The organism is Streptomyces sp. NBC_01261 (assembly GCF_036226385.1).
Lineage (GTDB): Bacteria > Actinomycetota > Actinomycetes > Streptomycetales > Streptomycetaceae > Streptomyces.
The window spans coordinates 8751757-8767714 of the sequence record NZ_CP108463.1 but is presented as its reverse complement, the minus strand read 5'-3'; the positions used below and the strand labels follow the sequence as shown (position 1 = coordinate 8767714).

At 70.5% G+C, this 15958-nt stretch carries 15 protein-coding genes; 7 read left to right on the top strand and 8 right to left on the bottom strand.

Annotated features, from left to right (window positions below; translation table 11 throughout):
• Positions 1-142 precede the first annotated feature (142 nt).
• Positions 143-1573: an argininosuccinate lyase gene (gene argH / locus OG226_RS39055; RefSeq protein ID WP_328684449.1), complete on the bottom strand. Its 1431-nt coding sequence runs from the start codon at positions 1571-1573 to the stop codon at positions 143-145.
• 240 nt (positions 1574-1813) lie between these two features.
• Here argH and OG226_RS39050 point away from each other — a divergent pair, with 240 nt between their 5' ends.
• Positions 1814-2677 (top strand): hypothetical protein, encoded by an 864-nt coding sequence (locus OG226_RS39050; protein WP_329351568.1) that lies wholly within the window; start codon positions 1814-1816, stop codon positions 2675-2677.
• A 132-nt stretch (positions 2678-2809) separates the two neighbouring features.
• A complete protein-coding gene (locus tag OG226_RS39045) occupies positions 2810-3517 on the top strand; it encodes a L,D-transpeptidase family protein (protein WP_329351566.1) in 708 nt (235 codons plus the stop codon).
• A gap of 114 nt (positions 3518-3631) precedes the next feature.
• On the opposite strand, the gene OG226_RS39040 is transcribed toward OG226_RS39045, so the two are convergent.
• A complete protein-coding gene (locus tag OG226_RS39040) occupies positions 3632-5116 on the bottom strand; it encodes a sensor histidine kinase (RefSeq protein WP_329351564.1) in 1485 nt (494 codons plus the stop codon).
• Positions 5116-5853 (bottom strand): response regulator transcription factor, encoded by a 738-nt coding sequence (locus OG226_RS39035; protein ID WP_328684445.1) that lies wholly within the window; start codon positions 5851-5853, stop codon positions 5116-5118. Before OG226_RS39035 ends, OG226_RS39040 begins: the two co-directional genes overlap by 1 nt.
• 151 nt (positions 5854-6004) lie before the next feature.
• Between OG226_RS39035 and OG226_RS39030 the strand changes: the two genes are divergently transcribed.
• From OG226_RS39030 to OG226_RS39010, 5 genes are all read left to right on the top strand, one after another.
• On the top strand, positions 6005-7357 hold the full coding sequence (locus tag OG226_RS39030) for a ferredoxin reductase family protein (protein WP_329351562.1): 1353 nt from the start codon (positions 6005-6007) through the stop codon (positions 7355-7357).
• Between the two features lie 7 nt (positions 7358-7364).
• Positions 7365-7820: an FMN-binding protein gene (locus tag OG226_RS39025; RefSeq protein WP_328684443.1), complete on the top strand. Its 456-nt coding sequence runs from the start codon at positions 7365-7367 to the stop codon at positions 7818-7820.
• Between the two features lie 75 nt (positions 7821-7895).
• Positions 7896-9278, top strand: a complete 1383-nt coding sequence (locus OG226_RS39020; protein ID WP_328684442.1) for a ferredoxin reductase family protein — start codon at positions 7896-7898, stop codon at positions 9276-9278.
• Positions 9279-9297: 19 nt separating this feature from the next.
• Positions 9298-10086 carry an FMN-binding protein gene (locus OG226_RS39015; RefSeq protein WP_328684441.1) on the top strand — a complete coding sequence of 263 codons (789 nt, stop codon included), beginning with the start codon at positions 9298-9300 and terminating at the stop codon, positions 10084-10086.
• The gene (locus tag OG226_RS39010) at positions 10079-10882 is read left to right on the top strand and encodes an FAD:protein FMN transferase (protein ID WP_329351561.1); all 804 of its coding nucleotides are present in this window, start codon (positions 10079-10081) and stop codon (positions 10880-10882) included. The genes OG226_RS39015 and OG226_RS39010 overlap by 8 nt, the downstream gene beginning before the upstream one ends.
• Before the next feature lie 70 nt (positions 10883-10952).
• Here OG226_RS39010 and OG226_RS39005 read toward each other — a convergent pair whose 3' ends face one another.
• From OG226_RS39005 to argC, 5 genes are read right to left on the bottom strand one after another with little or no spacing between them, the layout of a single operon-like run.
• Complete coding sequence (locus OG226_RS39005; protein ID WP_019059868.1) at positions 10953-11492, bottom strand: arginine repressor; 540 nt, start codon at positions 11490-11492, stop codon at positions 10953-10955.
• Between the two features lie 19 nt (positions 11493-11511).
• Positions 11512-12708 (bottom strand): acetylornithine transaminase, encoded by a 1197-nt coding sequence (locus OG226_RS39000; protein ID WP_328684439.1) that lies wholly within the window; start codon positions 12706-12708, stop codon positions 11512-11514.
• A complete protein-coding gene (argB, locus tag OG226_RS38995) occupies positions 12705-13664 on the bottom strand; it encodes an acetylglutamate kinase (RefSeq protein WP_328684438.1) in 960 nt (319 codons plus the stop codon). The genes OG226_RS39000 and argB overlap by 4 nt, the downstream gene beginning before the upstream one ends.
• A complete protein-coding gene (argJ, locus tag OG226_RS38990; RefSeq protein WP_328684437.1) occupies positions 13661-14815 on the bottom strand; it encodes a bifunctional glutamate N-acetyltransferase/amino-acid acetyltransferase ArgJ in 1155 nt (384 codons plus the stop codon). The genes argB and argJ overlap by 4 nt, the downstream gene beginning before the upstream one ends.
• Positions 14812-15840, bottom strand: a complete 1029-nt coding sequence (gene argC, locus OG226_RS38985) for an N-acetyl-gamma-glutamyl-phosphate reductase (protein ID WP_329351559.1) — start codon at positions 15838-15840, stop codon at positions 14812-14814. The genes argJ and argC overlap by 4 nt, the downstream gene beginning before the upstream one ends.
• Positions 15841-15958 lie beyond the last annotated feature (118 nt).

Here is a 15958-nt window from a genome sequence, read left to right as displayed (position 1 = left end):
CTGACCAACGTAACCCGGGATGACCTTCGCCCTTGAGCTCGGTCCGTGCGGTCGTGCGGCGAGTGCGGGTGCGTTGTGGTCGCCCGCGCAGTTCCCCGCGCCCTCAGAGGGCCCGCGGCCCTTGGGGGCAGAAGGCCCAGGCCTACTTCTTCTTGGCCGTTGCCCAGGCGTTCTGGGCCGCCAAGTCCCGCTTCACCTCTGCCAGTTGGACGGCAACCGCGCTCGGGGCCGTGCCGCCCCGGGCGTTGCGGGAGGCCAGGGCGCCCGGCACGTTCAGGACCGTCCGCACCTCCGGGGTGAGGTGCGGGGAGATCTTCGCGAACTGTTCGTCGGTGAGGCCGTCCAGTTCGATGCCCTCGGACTCGGCGACCTTGACGCACTCGCCGGCGACCTCGTGGGCCACCCGGAAGGGGACGCCCTGCTTGACCAGCCACTCGGCGATGTCCGTGGCGAGGGAGAAACCGGCCGGGGCCAGTTCCTCCATGCGGTCGCGGTGGATGGTGAGGGTGGCCATCATGCCGGTGAACGCCGGGAGCAGGACCTCCAGTTGGTCGATGGAGTCGAAGACCGGCTCCTTGTCCTCCTGGAGGTCGCGGTTGTAGGCGAGCGGGAGGGCCTTGAGCGTGGCCATCAGGCCCGTGAGGTTGCCGATCAGGCGGCCGGACTTGCCGCGCGCCAGCTCCGCGATGTCCGGGTTCTTTTTCTGCGGCATGATCGACGAGCCCGTGGAGAACGCGTCGTGCAGGGTGACGAAGGAGAACTCCTTCGTGTTCCAGATGATGATCTCCTCGGCGATCCGGGAGAGGTTCACCCCGATCATCGCGGTGATGAAGGCGAACTCTGCGACGAAGTCTCGGGAGGCCGTGCCGTCGATGGAGTTCGCGACCGAGCCGTGCTCGAAGCCGAGGTCCTTCGCCACCGACTCCGGGTCCAGGCCGAGGGAGGAACCCGCGAGCGCGCCCGAGCCGTACGGGGAGACGGCAGTCCGCTCGTCCCACTGGCGCAGGCGTTCCGCGTCCCGGGACAGCGGCTGCACGTGGGCCAGCATGTGGTGGGCGAACAGCACCGGCTGGGCGTGCTGGAGGTGGGTGCGGCCGGGCATCGCCACGTCGGGGTGAGCCTCCGCCAGGCCGATCAGCGCGTCCTGGAGGTCGGCGATGAGGCCGCCGAGGGTGCGGGCGTGGTCGCGCAGGTACATCCGGAAGAGGGTGGCGACCTGGTCGTTGCGGGAGCGGCCCGCGCGCAGCTTGCCGCCGAGGTCGGGGCCGAGGATCTCCAACAGGCCGCGTTCCAGGGCCGTATGGACGTCCTCGTCGGCGATCGTACCGACGAGGGAGCCGTCGTCGACGTTCGCCGCGAGCTGGTCCAGGCCCGCGAGCATGCGGTTCAGCTCGTCGTCGTCAAGGAGGTTCGCCTTGTGCAGCACGCGCGCGTGGGCGCGGGAACCGGCGATGTCGTAGGGCGCGAGCCGCCAGTCGAAGTGGACGGACGCGGACAGCTTCGCCAGGGCCTCGGCGGGACCGTCGGCGAAACGACCGCCCCAGAGCCGTACGTCACCGCTGTTGCTGCTCACTTGCGCTGCTCCTCAAAGGCCGTGGGTGGGTCGCGATGTTCCGCGTTGTCCCTGTGTCGTCCCTGCATTGTCTCGCATGCATGATTATGCAGAGTTCCGTATGGATCGTCAATTTTAGTGTCCCTTGAACGGCAGCAACCGCTTGCCCGTACTTCTCGCCGGACGCAGGCGCCGCGTTTCTCCCCACGAGTCACCCAAGAGTCACCCCCAGTTCCCCCCTGACCCGAGTGAGGCATTCGCATGTCCAGGGCTCTCCCCAAGTACAACAAGCGTCGCGTCGTGTTCATCGGCGGTGCCGCCGCCGTGGTGCTGTCCGGCGCGGTCATCGCCGGGTCCGCTCTCGCCGGGACGCCGGACAAGAGCAGCACCGCGCAGAGCGCCCGGACGTTGTCCGACACAGGGACGATCTCGTGCCCGGACGTGAAGTCGCAGCTGCCCGCTGTTCCGGCCTCCGCGCAGGCCGAGGTCGACCGCAACCTCACCCTTCTCGACACCCAGATCGCCGAGGCCAACAAGCGACTCGTCGACACGGTGGGGCAAGGTGGCGCCAACTTCGTCCAGAACGCGATCCTCGGCCCGCTGAAGGACAAGCGGGTCTCGACGATCGACCGGATCGCCATCTCCATCGGCCGCCAGGGCACCAAGCCCACCGGGCTCGACTCCCTGGCCACCTGCGCCCTCAGCACCGGTGGGACCGACGTCGGCGGGACGGAAACGGGCGGAACCGACACCGGTTCGACCGACACCGCGACCCCGAGTGCCACCGCGTCCGCCACCGACGCGGCCGGGGGGACGGACACCACCACGGCGGCCGGGACCATCTCGTGCCCGGACGTGAAGTCGCAGCTGCCCGCTGTTCCGGCTTCCGCGCAGGCCGAGGTCGACCGCAACCTCACCCTTCTGGACACCCAGATCGCCGAGGCCAACAAGCGACTCGTCGACACCGTCGGACAGGGCGGCGCCAACTTCGTCCAGAACGCGATCCTCGGCCCGCTGAAGGACAAGCGGGTCTCGACGATCGACCGGATCGCCATCTCCATCGGCCGCCAGGGCACCAAGCCCACCGGACTCGACTCCCTGGCCGCCTGCACGCTCACCAAGTGACGTGACAGGCAGCCGTGGCCGCCCCGATGAACGCCGGCCGGGGCGGCCACGGTCATGCCCGGACCGGCCGTGTCTTCCCTGTTCGGCCCATCTGAGCTGCCGTCACCTCGTGCGCGCTCTACCGTCGGAGCCATGCGTCCCGGTGCCCTCGCCCTTGCGTCCGCGTCCCTCCTTCTGCTGCTGCTCGGTGCGGTGCCCGCTCGTGCGGCGGAGCCTCTGTCGCCCTCGTCGCTCGCGGATACCGGGGGTGGGAGTCAGCTGATCCTGGCGGCGGCTCCGCGCGCGAACTCGACGGCGGGGAAGCTGAGTTGGTGGGAGCGGCGGGGTGGGGTGTGGGTCGAGGTCGGTTCTGCCGCTGCTCGGTTCGGGGCGAAGGGGCTTGTCGAGGGTGGGTCCCGTAAGCAGGGGTCCTACACGACTCCCACGGGGTTGTACGACCTGCCGTATGCCTTCGGGATCAAGGCGGCTCCGGGTGGGACCCGCGCCAAGTACCGCCGGGTGGGCGGGAGTTCGTGGTGGTGTGAGGACACTCGGTCTCGGGTCTACAACCGGTGGAGTGAGCCCCTGGCGAGTGATTGCAGGGCGTCCGAGTCCGAGCGGTTGATCTCGTACCCGACCCAGTATGCGTATGGGTTCGTCGTCGGGTTCAACTACGCCAAGCCTGTGAAGGGGCGGGGGGCCGGGATCTTTTTGCATGTCAACGGGCGTGGCGCTACCGCCGGTTGTGTGTCTGTGGCGGGGGATGCGATGCGGAGGATTGTGCGGTGGGCCGATCCTCGGCGTGAGCCGCATATTGCGGTGGGGACGGTGAGCGGGGCTACGGCTATTGCTCGGTACTGAATCGCGGGAGCGACGTTCAGGTATCGGTCGTACGGCGAGTGCGGGAGCATCGTGGCTGGTCGCGCCCACGCGGCGGAGCCGCATATCGACACAGCCCCGCGCCCCTAAGAGGGTTCAGGCCAGCGGGAGTTGGACCGTGAACGTTGTTGAGCCCGGGCGGCTCTCCAGGGTCACGCTTCCTCCGTGCGCCTCCGTCACCGCCGCCACGATCGACAGGCCGAGCCCCGCTCCTCCTCCCCCGCTGTCCGTCCGGCGTCGATCCGCTCGGGTGAAGCGTTCGAACACTCCTGGCTGGATCTCGGCCGGGACTCCAGGACCGTCGTCGTGGACCACCAAGCAGGTTGGCCCGTCGGCCGGTTCTGTCTCCACCGTCACCGTCACCTTCGTGCCGGCAGGCGTATGCAGACGCGCGTTGGCCAGCAAGTTGGCCAGTACCTGTTGGAGGCGGTGGGCGTCGCCCGTGACCGTGACCGGTTCCTCGGGGAGTTCGAGGGTCCAGCGGTGCTCGGGGCCGGCGGCGCGGGCGTCGGCCACGGCGTCGAGGACGAGGCGGGTGAGGTCGACCGGGCGGCGTTCGAGGGGGCGGCCCGCGTCGAGGCGGGCGAGGAGGAGCATCTCGTCGACCATGACGCCCATGCGTGCCGACTCGGCTGCAATGCGTTCCAGCGCCCGGGTGACCTTCGGCGGGACGGGGTCCGGGTGGAGCAGGGCGAGTTCGGCGTGGCCCCGGATCGACGCCACCGGGGTGCGCAGTTCGTGGCTGGCGTCGGCCGCGAAGCTGCGCAGCCGTTCCTCGCTGGCGTGCCGGTGGGTGAGCGCGTCCTCGACATGGCCGAGCATGCGGTTGAAGGCACCGGCGACCTTGCCCACCTCGCCGCGCGGATCGGACTCGGGTGCCCGGGGCGGCAGGGTCACCTCACCGCTGGCCAGCGGGAGTTCACTGACCCGGGTGGCCGTGGCGGCGACCCGGCTGAGCGGCCGTAGGGACCAACGCACCCAGAGCGCGCCCGCGAAACCGGCGATCAGGAGGGCCGCGCCGAAGACGATCGCCTCGACCGCCTCCAGCCGGTGGACCGTGGCCTCCACGGACTCCAGCGGGAGCCCGGTGATCATCACGTCGCCGTCCCGGCCCGCGGAGGCGAGGACCCTGTACCCACCGAGGGACGAGAGGTGGAGGGTGCGTGCCCTGCCTCCGACCGGGACCGCGGCGAGCGCCTTCCTGTCCCGTGCGGTCAGGGGGACCTTCAGGTCCGTTGCGGCGTCGTCCTTGTCGGTGGGTACGACCGCCGCGTTGGTGACGGTGCCGTCGACCAGGCGGGCGCCGAACGTGCCCGGTGACTGTCGGCGGGTGTCGCCGCGTTCCCGGTCGTCGGCGTCGTGGTCGGTCGGCGTCTGGCCCTGGTGCTCCAGGCTGGCCGGGAACTGGGTCCCGACCTCGGTCAGTTGCTGGTCGAGGCGTCCGGTGAGGAAGCCGTCCAGCTCGATCACCGCGGCCACCCCGACGGCCGCGCAGCTGACCGCGAGCAGCACCACCAGGCCCGCCGTGAGGCGCGCCCTCAGGGTGTGCGGCCAGCGCAGTCCCCGTAGTCCGCAGCGCATCAGGGCACCGGCTTGAGCACGTACCCGGCCCCGCGCACGGTGTGGATCATGGGGGCGCGGCCCGCGTCCACCTTCTTGCGCAGGTAGGAGATGTACAGCTCGACGACATGGGCCTGGCCGCCGAAGTCGTAGGACCAGACGCGGTCCAGGATCTGGGCCTTGCTGAGGACGCGGCGCGGGTTGCGCATGAGGAAGCGGAGCAGTTCGAACTCGGTCGGGGACAGCTCGACGAGTTCGCCCGCGCGGGTGACCTCGCGGGCCTCCTCGTCCATCACCAGGTCCCCGACCGTCATCCGGGGGCCCTCCTCCTGCTGGCGGGCCATGCCGGCGCGGCGCAGCAGTCCGCGCAGCCGGGCGACGACCTCCTCCAGGCTGAAGGGCTTGGTGACGTAGTCGTCGCCGCCCGCGGTGATGCCGGCGATGCGGTCCTCGACCGTGTCCCGGGCGGTGAGGAAGAGGACGCAGACGTCGGGCTTCACCTCGTGCAGGGAGCGCAGCACGCTGAAGCCGTCGGTGTCCGGGAGCATCACGTCGAGGACGACGGCGTCGGGCCGCAGCTCGCGTGCGCCGACGAGCGCGGAGGCGCCGTCCCCGGCCGCGCGGACCTCCCAGCCCTCGTAGCGCAGGGCACCGGACAGCACCTCGGCGAGGTCGGGGTCGTCGTCGACGACGAGGACGCGCACGGGGGTTCCGTCGGGGCGGGTGAGGGCCGGTCGGCCGGAGCGGGTCGTGTTCATGGCGCTTACCAGCATCTCCCCTGGCGACGCCCCCGGCCGCCGTGGGCCGCTCTGAGTTTCCTCTGAGAAAGCTGAGAAAGGCGTCCGCTCAGAGATCCCTCAGAGGTTCGGCCCGCACAGTTGTGTGCAGGACGGGTGAAAGGACACGCACATGACCACCGTGTACGAACGGCGGGCGGCACCGCCTGTGGCGCCGGTTCCCCGGCGTTCGCCGGCGGCCGCGGTGCTCGGGCTGGTGTGGGCCGGTGCGGCGGGCGCGGTCGCCCTCTGGTGGGCGGACACCGGGTCCGTCGTCGGGGCGGCGGGCTGGCTGACCGGGATCGGGCGGATCGCCGGACTGCTGTGCGGGTACGCCTGTGCCGTGCTCGTGGGTCTGATGGCGCGGGTGCCGCTGCTGGAGCGGCGGGTCGGCTCGGACCGGGTGGCCCGCTGGCACGCGATGGCCGGGCGGTACACGGTCTGCCTGCTCGTCGTGCACGTCGTGTTCATCCTGCTCGGCTACGCGGCCCAGGACCGTGCCTCGATCGTGCACGAGACGGTCACGGTGGTCCTGGACTATCCGGACATGCTGAAGGCGACGTTCGGCGGGGTCATCCTGTTCGCGGTCGGCATCACCTCGGCCCGCGCCGCGCGCCGCAGACTGAGCTACGAGTTCTGGTACTACGTCCATCTCCTCACGTACGTCGCCGTGTTCCTCGCCTTCTTCCACCAGCTCTCCCTGGGCAACGAGTTCAACGGCGACGCGCGAGCGACGGACGCCTGGTACGCGCTGTACCTCGGCGTCGCGGCCCTCGTCCTCTGGTACCGGGTTCTCGCCCCCGTGCGGCTCAATCTGCGGCACCGGCTGCGGGTGGAGTCCGTGCACCGGGAGGCGCCGGGTGTCTACTCCGTCGTCGTACGCGGGCGGCATGTCGACGAACTCGGCGCGGAGGCCGGGCAGTTCTTCCGCTGGCGGTTCTTCGGTGAGGGCATGGGCTGGGCGTCCACGCCGTACTCGCTGTCGGCGCCGCCCCGCCGGGACCTGCTGCGGATCACGGTCAAGGCGCTCGGCGACCACAGCGCGGCCGTGCCGTTGCTGCGGCCGGGGGCGCGGGTGTGGGCGGAGGGGCCGTACGGGTCGATGACCGCCCAACGGGGTTCCGGGCAGCGGTCGTTGCTGATCGCGGCCGGGGTCGGGATCACCCCGCTGCGGGCGCTGTTCGAGACGCTGCCGGGTGAGGTGACGTTGCTGTACCGGGCGCGTACGGCCCAAGACCTGGCGCTGGGGGCCGAGTTGGAGGCTATCGCGCGGTGGCGCGGGGCGAAGGTGCTGTACGCGCTCAACGGGCCGCAGGGGCAACGGCCTTCGCTCGGTGCGGCGGCCCTGCGCGCGGCCGTGCCCGGTCTCGCCGGGCACGACGTGTACATCTGCGGTCCGCACGCGTTCGCCCAGGACCTGTACGGGGCACTGCGCGCCGCCGGTGTGCCGGACCGCCGTATCCATCACGAGTCGTTCGAGCTGTGAGGCCGTCGTGCATCCGTTGAGGAAGAACCGTCCGCTGCGCCGCATCGTGCTGGCGAGCGCGGTCACCGCGTCCGGTCTGGTGCTGCTGCTGGCGCTGAAGCCGCACACGACGCCCGCGATCGCGGTGGCGCCCGCGCCGGCCGGCTCCAACTCCGCTACCGGCTCGGGCGGTTCGACCGCCACGGGTACCAAGTCCGTCACCGGGGACACCGCGCAGACCCAATGGGGTCCCGTGCAGGTGAAGATCACCGTGAAGAACGGCAGGATCACCGATGTCACCGCGGTCCAGTCGCCGTCGGACAATCCGCGCGACCAGGAGATCAACTCCTATGCCCTGCCGGAGTTGCGGAGCGAGGTGCTGGCCGCGCAGAGCGCGAAGATCGACACGGTGTCGGGAGCCACCTACACAAGCGACGGTTACCGCCAGTCACTCCAGTCCGCACTGGACTCGGCGGGACTCTGAACGCACAGGCGCAACGGCACGTACTTCAGGGCCAAGGGAGCAGCCCACCCCCCTTGCCCCGTCCACGGAGGAACCGTGACCACCACGCTCGCAGGCGGACGTGCCGCCCGCCGCCAGACGATGCGCCGCATCCGCCCGCGCCGCTCCCCAGCGACCCTGCTGCTGCTCGCCGTCTGGGCGGGCGCGGTCGGGGTGCTGTGGCTGTGGTGGCACAACACGCCGTCCATCGCCGACCAGAACGGCAAGATCCTCAACGCGGGCCGTATCACCGGCCTGTTGGCCGGTTATCTGATGGCACTCGTCGTGCTCCAGATGGCCCGGGTGCCCGCCCTGGAGCGCCGGGTCGGCTCCGACCGGGTCGCCCGCTGGCACGCGATGAGCGGTCGCTACACGCTCTGCCTGGTCTTCGCGCACGTCTTCCTCATCATGTGGGGCTACGCCCTCCAGGCGGGCAAGACGCTCAGCGACATCGTCCAGCAGACCATCGACTCGGTGAACCAGCTGCCCGACATGGGCAAGGCCGCGATCGGCACGGGCCTGTTCCTGCTCATCGGCCTCTCGTCGATCGGCGCCGTCCGCCGCAGGCTGCCGTACGACACCTGGTACCACGTGCACCTGCTGACGTACGCGGCGGTGTTCTTCACCTTCTGGCACCAGATCACCACGGGCAACGACTTCGCGCTGACGCCGATCGCCAAGACCGTCTGGTACGGGCTCTACGGCACGGTCACCGCGCTGGTGGTCTGGTACCGGATCCTCACCCCGATCCGCCTCAACCTGCGGCACCGGATGCGCGTCGAGGCGGTCATCGAGGAGACGCCCGGCATCGTGTCGGTGCTGATCAGCGGGCGTAAGCTGCACCGGATCGGCGCGGAGGCCGGGCAGTTCTTCCGCTGGCGGTTCCTGGCGCCGGGCATGCGGTTCAGCTCGCACCCGTACTCGCTGTCGGCGGCACCCCGCCCGAACATGCTGCGGATCACGGTCAAGGCGATCGGCGACCACAGCGCCCGGCTGCGCGAGCTGCGGCCCGGCACCAAGGTGTGGGCCGAGGGCCCCTACGGCGCGATGACCTCGCAGCGGCGCACCCGCGGCAAGGTGCTGCTGGTCGCGGGCGGCGTCGGCATCACACCGATGCGGGCACTGTTCGAGACGCTGCCCGGCGCCGCCGGTGACATCACCCTGCTCTACCGCGCCAACACCACCCAGGACCTGGCGCTGTGGGACGAGTTGGCGAAGATCGCCGACGAGCGCGGCGCCCGGTTGATGTACGCGGTCAACAGTCCCGGCGGGGAGCGCCCCGACATCTCGGCGGACTCGCTGCGCCGGAAGGTGCCGGACATCGACCACCACGACGTCTTCATGTGCGGGCCGCCCGGCTTCGCGCAGTCTGTCTACGAAGCACTGCGCGGCGCCGGGGTTCCCGCCCGCCGTATCCATCACGAGTCGTTCGAGATGTGAGCGACGGGAGTCAGGAGCGATGAAGAAGAGTCACCCCATCCGGCGTGTTCTGCTCGCGAGCGCCGCCACCGTGTCCGGGATCGTGCTGCTGCTCTCCCTGAAGCCGGCGTCGGATCCAGCCTCGGCGTCCGCGCAGGGTGCGGGGACCCAGGGCGCCGCCGCCGCGCAGGAGTCGCCCCAGGGCGGTGCCGCGGCGGCCGGGACCTCGACGGTCACGGGCGCCGTCGCCCAGACCCAGTACGGGGTCGTCCAGGTACGCCTGACGGTCGCCAACGGCAAGATCACCAAGGCCGAGGCGGTCCAGGCGCCCAAGGGCGGCACCAGCGACCAGAAGACGGCGCTGTCCGTGCCCAAGCTGAACCAGGAGGTCGTCGCCACCCAGAGCGCGGACATCACGTCCGTGTCCGGGGCGAGCTACACCAGCGCCGGCTACAAGCAGTCCCTGCAGTCGGCCATCGACAAGATGAAGGCCGCCGGCGCCAACACGGCCGCCCCCTCGCAGAGTTCGGCCGCCGGGTCGGGTCAGGCCGCCCAGGCCAAGACCGTCACCGGTGATGTCGTGACGACCGAGTACGGACCCGTCCAGGTCCGGATCACCGTCGCGGGCGGCAAGATCACCAAGGCCGACGCGGTGCAGGCCCCGAGCGGCGGGACCAGCGACCAGAAGACGGCGCTGGCCGTCCCCAAGCTCAACCAGGAGGCCGTGGCCGCCGGGAACGCGAACATCGACTCCGTGTCGGGTGCGTCGTACACGAGCGGCGGTTACAAGAAGTCCCTGCAGTCGGCGCTGGACAAGGCCGGTGGCTGACACGGTGACCGATCCCGCGGCGGCTCCCGCCGAACTGCGGCACGCCGAGGAGGTCATGGGGACGGTGTTCTCCTTCGACATCCGCGGCGGGGAGCCCGAGGCCGTCCGAGCGGCGCTGGAGCAGGCGGTCGCCCAACTGCACCGCGTCAACGAGGTGTTCAGCACCTACCGCGACGACAGCCAGGTCTCCCGGCTGGCCCGCGGCGACCTGACCCTCGCGGAGTGCGACGCCGAGGTCGCCGAGGTGCTGGAGCTGGGCGCCGAGGCGGAGCGGGTGAGCGCCGGCTGGTTCAGCACCAGTTACGAGGGACCCCTCGACCCGACGGGCATCGTGAAGGGCTGGGCCGCCGAGCGCGCGGCCGAGCTGATCGCGGCGGCGGCCGGGGTGAGCGGGGTCAGCGTCAACGGCGGCGGCGACGTCCAGATGTTCGGCACCCCGGGACCGCACCGGCCCTGGCGCGTCGGCGTCTCGGATCCGCTCCGCCCGGGCGGTCTCGCGGCCGTCATCTCGGCCGCGGGCACCGACGAGTTGGCCGTCGCCACCTCCGGTACGGCGGAGCGCGGGGCACACATCGTGGACCCGAGCACCGGCAAGTCCGCGGTGACCGACCTGGTCGCTGTCACCGTCGTGGCACCGCGTCTGACCTGGGCCGACTGCTGGGCCACGGCCGCGTTCGCGATGGGTTCGCGGGAGGGTCTGGCCTGGCTGGAGTCGCTGCCGGACGTCGAGGCGCTGCTCATCACGGCCGGCGACGAGGTGCGCTGCACCGGCGGCCTGGCGGCCAGACTCGGCTGAAGCCCCACGCGAGTCGGGGGTGCACCGGACAACTCCGGCGCACCCCCGACTCGTTGGCCGTACGGGTACGTCAGTGGTCGTTCTGCGCCAGCCGCAGCAGATGGTCCGCGAGGGCCTGGCCGCCGAGCGGGTCCCGGCTGATCAGCAGGAGCGTGTCATCGCCGGCGATGGTGCCGAGGATGTCCTGGAGTTCGGCCTGGTCGATCGCCGAGGCGAGGAACTGGGCGGCGCCCGGCGGGGTGCGCAGGACCACGAGGTTGGCGGAGGCCTCCGCGGAGATCAGCAGCTCCGAGGAGAGCCGCCGCATCCGCTCCTCCTTCGCCGACTCCCCCAGCGGCACGCGCGGGGTGCGGAAACCGCCCTCGCTCGGCACCGCGTAGATGAGGTCGCCGTCGTTGTTGCGGATCTTCACCGCGTTCAACTCGTCCAGGTCCCGGGAGAGCGTCGCCTGGGTGACGCTCAGCCCGTCGTCGGACAGCAGCTTCGCCAACTGGCTCTGGGAACGCACCGGTTGCCGGTTGAGAATGTCCACGATCCGGCGGTGGCGGGCGGTGCGGGTCTGCGGCACGGCGGGCCCCGCGGTGTGCTCGTGCTCCTGCGCCTGACTCATCGTCGACTCATTCTCCGGATCATCCGTCCCCCTTGGCCACGTCCAGGACCCCGGGCAGCGCCCGGAGGAACGCGTCCGCCTCGTCGTCGCCGAGGTTCAGCGGTGGCATCAGCCGTACGACATCGGGGGCGGGCACGTTGACCAGGAAGCCGGCGTCCTGAGCCGCCTGTTGCACCTGGGGCGCGAGCGGCTCGGTGAGCACGATACCCAGGAGGAGGCCCGCACCCCGGACATAATCGATCAACGGGTGGCCCAGCGATTCGATTCCGTCCCGGATCCTCTCGCTCTGCCGCTTCACGTTCTCCAGCAGGCCCTCGGCCTCGATGGTGTCGAGTACGGCGAGTCCGGCGGCGCAGGCGACCGGGTTGCCGCCGAACGTCGTGCCGTGCTGGCCCGGCTGGAGCAGCTCGGCCGCGCGCCCGAAGGCCACGGTGGCGCCGAGCGGCAGCCCGCCGCCGAGCCCCTTCGCGAGGGTGACCACGTCCGGCAGGACGCCTTCGTGTGCCTGGTACTCGAACCAGTGCCCGGTACGGCCGACCCCGGTCTGCACCTCGTCGAGCACGAGCAGCGCACCGTGCGCGGCGGTGATCGCGCGGGCCGCCTTCAGGTACCCGGCGGGCGGTACGACGACCCCGTTCTCGCCCTGGATCGGCTCGATGATGACGAGCGCGGTGTCGTCGGTGACGGCGGCGGCGAGGGCCTGCGCGTCGCCGAAGGGCACGTGCGTGACATCGCCGGGCAGCGGGAGGAACGGTGCCTGCTTGCCGGGCTGGCCGGTGAGGGCGAGGGAGCCCATCGTCCGGCCGTGGAAGGCGCCCGTGGTGGCGACCATGTGCTGACGGCCCGTCAGGCGGCCGATCTTGAAGGCGCCTTCGTTGGCCTCGGCGCCCGAGTTGCAGAAGAACACCTTGCCGTCCCGGCCGAAGCGCTCAAGGAGCCGTTCGGCGAGGGCGACGGGCGGTTCGGCGATGAACAGGTTGGAGACATGGCCGAGTTCGGCGATCTGCTTGCCGACGGCCTCGACGATCGCCGGGTGGGCGTGCCCGAGGGCGTTGACCGCGATCCCGCCGACGAAGTCGGTGTACTCGTTGCCGTCGGCGTCCCACAGCTTGGCACCCGCGCCACGGACGAGGGGGAGCTTGGGGGTGCCGTAGTTGTTCATGAGCGACCCCTGCCAGCGCTGGGTCAGCGCTGCATTCGTCACGGTCCCGGTCATCCGGCATCCCCCTGCTTCTTGCCTGACTTCTTGGCGGACTTCTTCTTGGCGGACTTCGGGTCGGGCAGCTCGTCCGGCACGACCATCGTGCCGATGCCCTCGTCGGTGAAGATCTCCAGCAGGATCGAGTGCTGGACCCGGCCGTCGATGACCCGGGCGGTGGTCACACCGTTGCGCACGGCGTGCAGACAGCCCTCCATCTTCGGCACCATCCCGGAGCTCAACTCCGGGAGCAGCTTCTCCAGTTGGGTGGCGGTGAGGCGGCTGATCACCTCGTCGCTGTGGGGCCAGTCCTCGTAGAGACCCTCGACGTCCGTGAGGACCATGAGGGTCTCGGCGCCCAGCGCGGCAGCGAGTGCCGCAGCAGCCGTATCAGCATTGACGTTGTAGACATGTCCGTCGTCCTCGCTCCTGGCGATCGACGAGACGACCGGGATACGGCCGTCGGCGAGCAGCGCCTCGATCGCGCCGGTGTCGATCGCGGTGATCTCACCCACCCGCCCGATGTCGACCAACTCCCCGTCGATCTCGGGCAGATGCTTGGTGGCGGTGATGGTGTGCGCGTCCTCGCCGGTCAACCCGACGGCGAGCGGCCCGTGTTGGTTGAGCAGCCCGACCAGCTCGCGCTGCACCTGCCCCGCGAGGACCATCCGTACGACGTCCATGGCGTCCTCGGTGGTGACGCGCAGGCCGGCCTTGAACTCGCTGACGATGCCGTGCCGGTCGAGGGCGGCGCTGATCTGCGGGCCGCCGCCGTGCACGACGACGGGCTTGAGTCCCGCGTGGTGCAGGAACACGACGTCCTGTGCGAACGCGGCCTTCAGGTCCTCGTCGATCATGGCGTTGCCGCCGAACTTGATGACGACGGTCTTTCCGTTGTGCCGGGTCAGCCAGGGCAGCGCCTCGATGAGGATCTGCGCCTTGGGCAGCGCGGTGTGCTTGCGGGTGGTGCTCATGACGAGTACGCGCTGTTCTCGTGGACGTAGTCCGCGGTGAGGTCGTTGGTCCAGATCGTCGCGGTCTCGGTGCCGGCGGCGAGGTCGGCGACGATGTGCACCTCGCGGTAGCGCATGTCGACCTTGTCGCGGTCCTCGCCGACACCGCCGTTCTTGCAGACCCACACGCCGTTGATGGCGACGTTGAGCCGGTCCGGCTCGAAGGCTGCCTTGGTCGTGCCGATCGCGGACAACACCCGTCCCCAGTTGGGGTCTTCGCCGTGGATGGCGCACTTGAGGAGGTTGTTGCGGGCGATGGAACGGCCCACCTCGACGGCGTCGTCCTCGCTCGCGGCGTTGACGATCTCGACCTTGATGTCCTTGCTGGCACCTTCGGCGTCGCGGATGAGCTGCTGCCCGAGGTCGTCACAGACGGCGCGGACAGCCTCGGCGAACTCCTCGTACCCCGGGGTGACTTGGGAGGCGCCGGAGGCGAGCAGCAGCACGGTGTCGTTGGTGGACATGCAGCCGTCGGAGTCGACGCGGTCGAAGGTGGTGCGGGTGGCGGCCCGAAGTGCCGTGTCCAGTACGTCACTTGTGACATCGGCGTCGGTGGTGAGGACGACGAGCATGGTGGCGAGACCGGGGGCGAGCATGCCGGCGCCCTTGGCCATGCCGCCGACGGTCCAGCCGTCCTTGGTGGTCACGACGGCGGTCTTGTGCACGGAGTCCGTGGTCTTGATGGCGATGGCGGCCTTCTCGCCGCCGTGCTCGGAGAGTTGACCGGCGGCGGCATCGACTCCCGGAAGCAGCTTGTCCATCGGGAGCAACAGCCCGATGAGCCCGGTGGAGGCGACAGCGACCTCGGCGGCGTTGAGGCCGAGCGTGTCGGCGACCTTCTCGGCGGTGGCGTGGGTGTCCTGGAAGCCCTTCGGCCCCGTACAGGCGTTGGCGCCACCGGAGTTGAGGACGACGGCGGAGACCTTGCCGCCCTTCAGCACCTGTTCCGACCACAACACCGGCGCGGCTTTGACGCGGTTGGAGGTGAAGACGCCCGCGGCGGCGAGGCGGGGCCCGTTGTTGACCACGAGGGCCAGGTCCGGGTTGCCGTTCTCCTTGATCCCGGCGGCGATGCCCGCGGCCGTGAATCCCTGTGCTGCCGTCACACTCACGGCGCGACTCCGATCGTCGTCAGCCCGGTGGACTCGTCGAGCCCGAGGGCGAGGTTCATGCTCTGTACGGCACCGCCCGCGGTGCCCTTGGTCAGATTGTCGATGGCGCTGATCGCGATGATGCGTCCCGCGGCCTCGTCGTACGCGACCTGCACCTGAACGGCGTTGGAACCGTGGACGGACGCCGTCGCGGGCCACTGTCCCTCGGGGAGCAGATACACGAACGGCTCGTCGGCGAAGGCCTTCTCGTAGACGGCGCGCACGGACTCGCCGGTGACGCCGGGCCTCGCCTTGGCGCTGCAGGTGGCGAGGATGCCGCGGGGCATCGGCGCGAGGGTCGGCGTGAAGGACACGGTGACGGGCTCGCCGCCCGCCGCGCCGAGGTTCTGGATGATCTCGGGGGTGTGCCGGTGCCCGCCGCCGACGCCGTACGGCGACATGGAGCCCATGACCTCGGAGCCCAGGAGGTGAGCCTTGGGTGCCTTGCCGGCGCCGGAGGTGCCGGAGGCGGCGACGATCACGGCCTCGTTCTCGGCGAGTCCTGCGGCGTACGCGGGGAACAGCGCGAGGGAGACGGCGGTCGGGTAGCACCCGGGTACCGCGATGCGCTTGGTCCCGGCCAACGCAGCGCGGGCGCCCGGGAGTTCGGGCAGGCCGTAGGGCCAGGTGCCGGCGTGCGCGGAGCCGTAGAAACGCTCCCAGTCGGCCGCGTCCTTCAGCCGGAAGTCGGCGCCCATGTCGACGACGAGGACGTCCGGGCCGAGCTGCTCGGCGACGGCGGCGGACTGTCCGTGCGGCAGCGCGAGGAAGACGACGTCGTGTCCGGCGAGGACTTCGGGGGTGGTTTCCTGGAGGACCCGGTCCGCGAGCGGCAGCAGATGCGGTTGCAGCGCGCCGAGTTTCTGTCCGGCGTTGGAGTTGCCGGTCAGGGCACCGATCTCGACCTCGGGGTGCGCCAGGAGCAGCCGCAGGAGTTCCCCACCCGCGTATCCACTCGCTCCGGCAACCGCCGCACGTACCGCCATGGAACCCTCCTCATCGATGGCATGACTATACGTTTCGATGCACGTTTATGCAATCCGAGTGGGTGGGTATGCAGACAGGCTGTGCGACGGAGAATTTTAGTTGGCACATGGAGCAAGC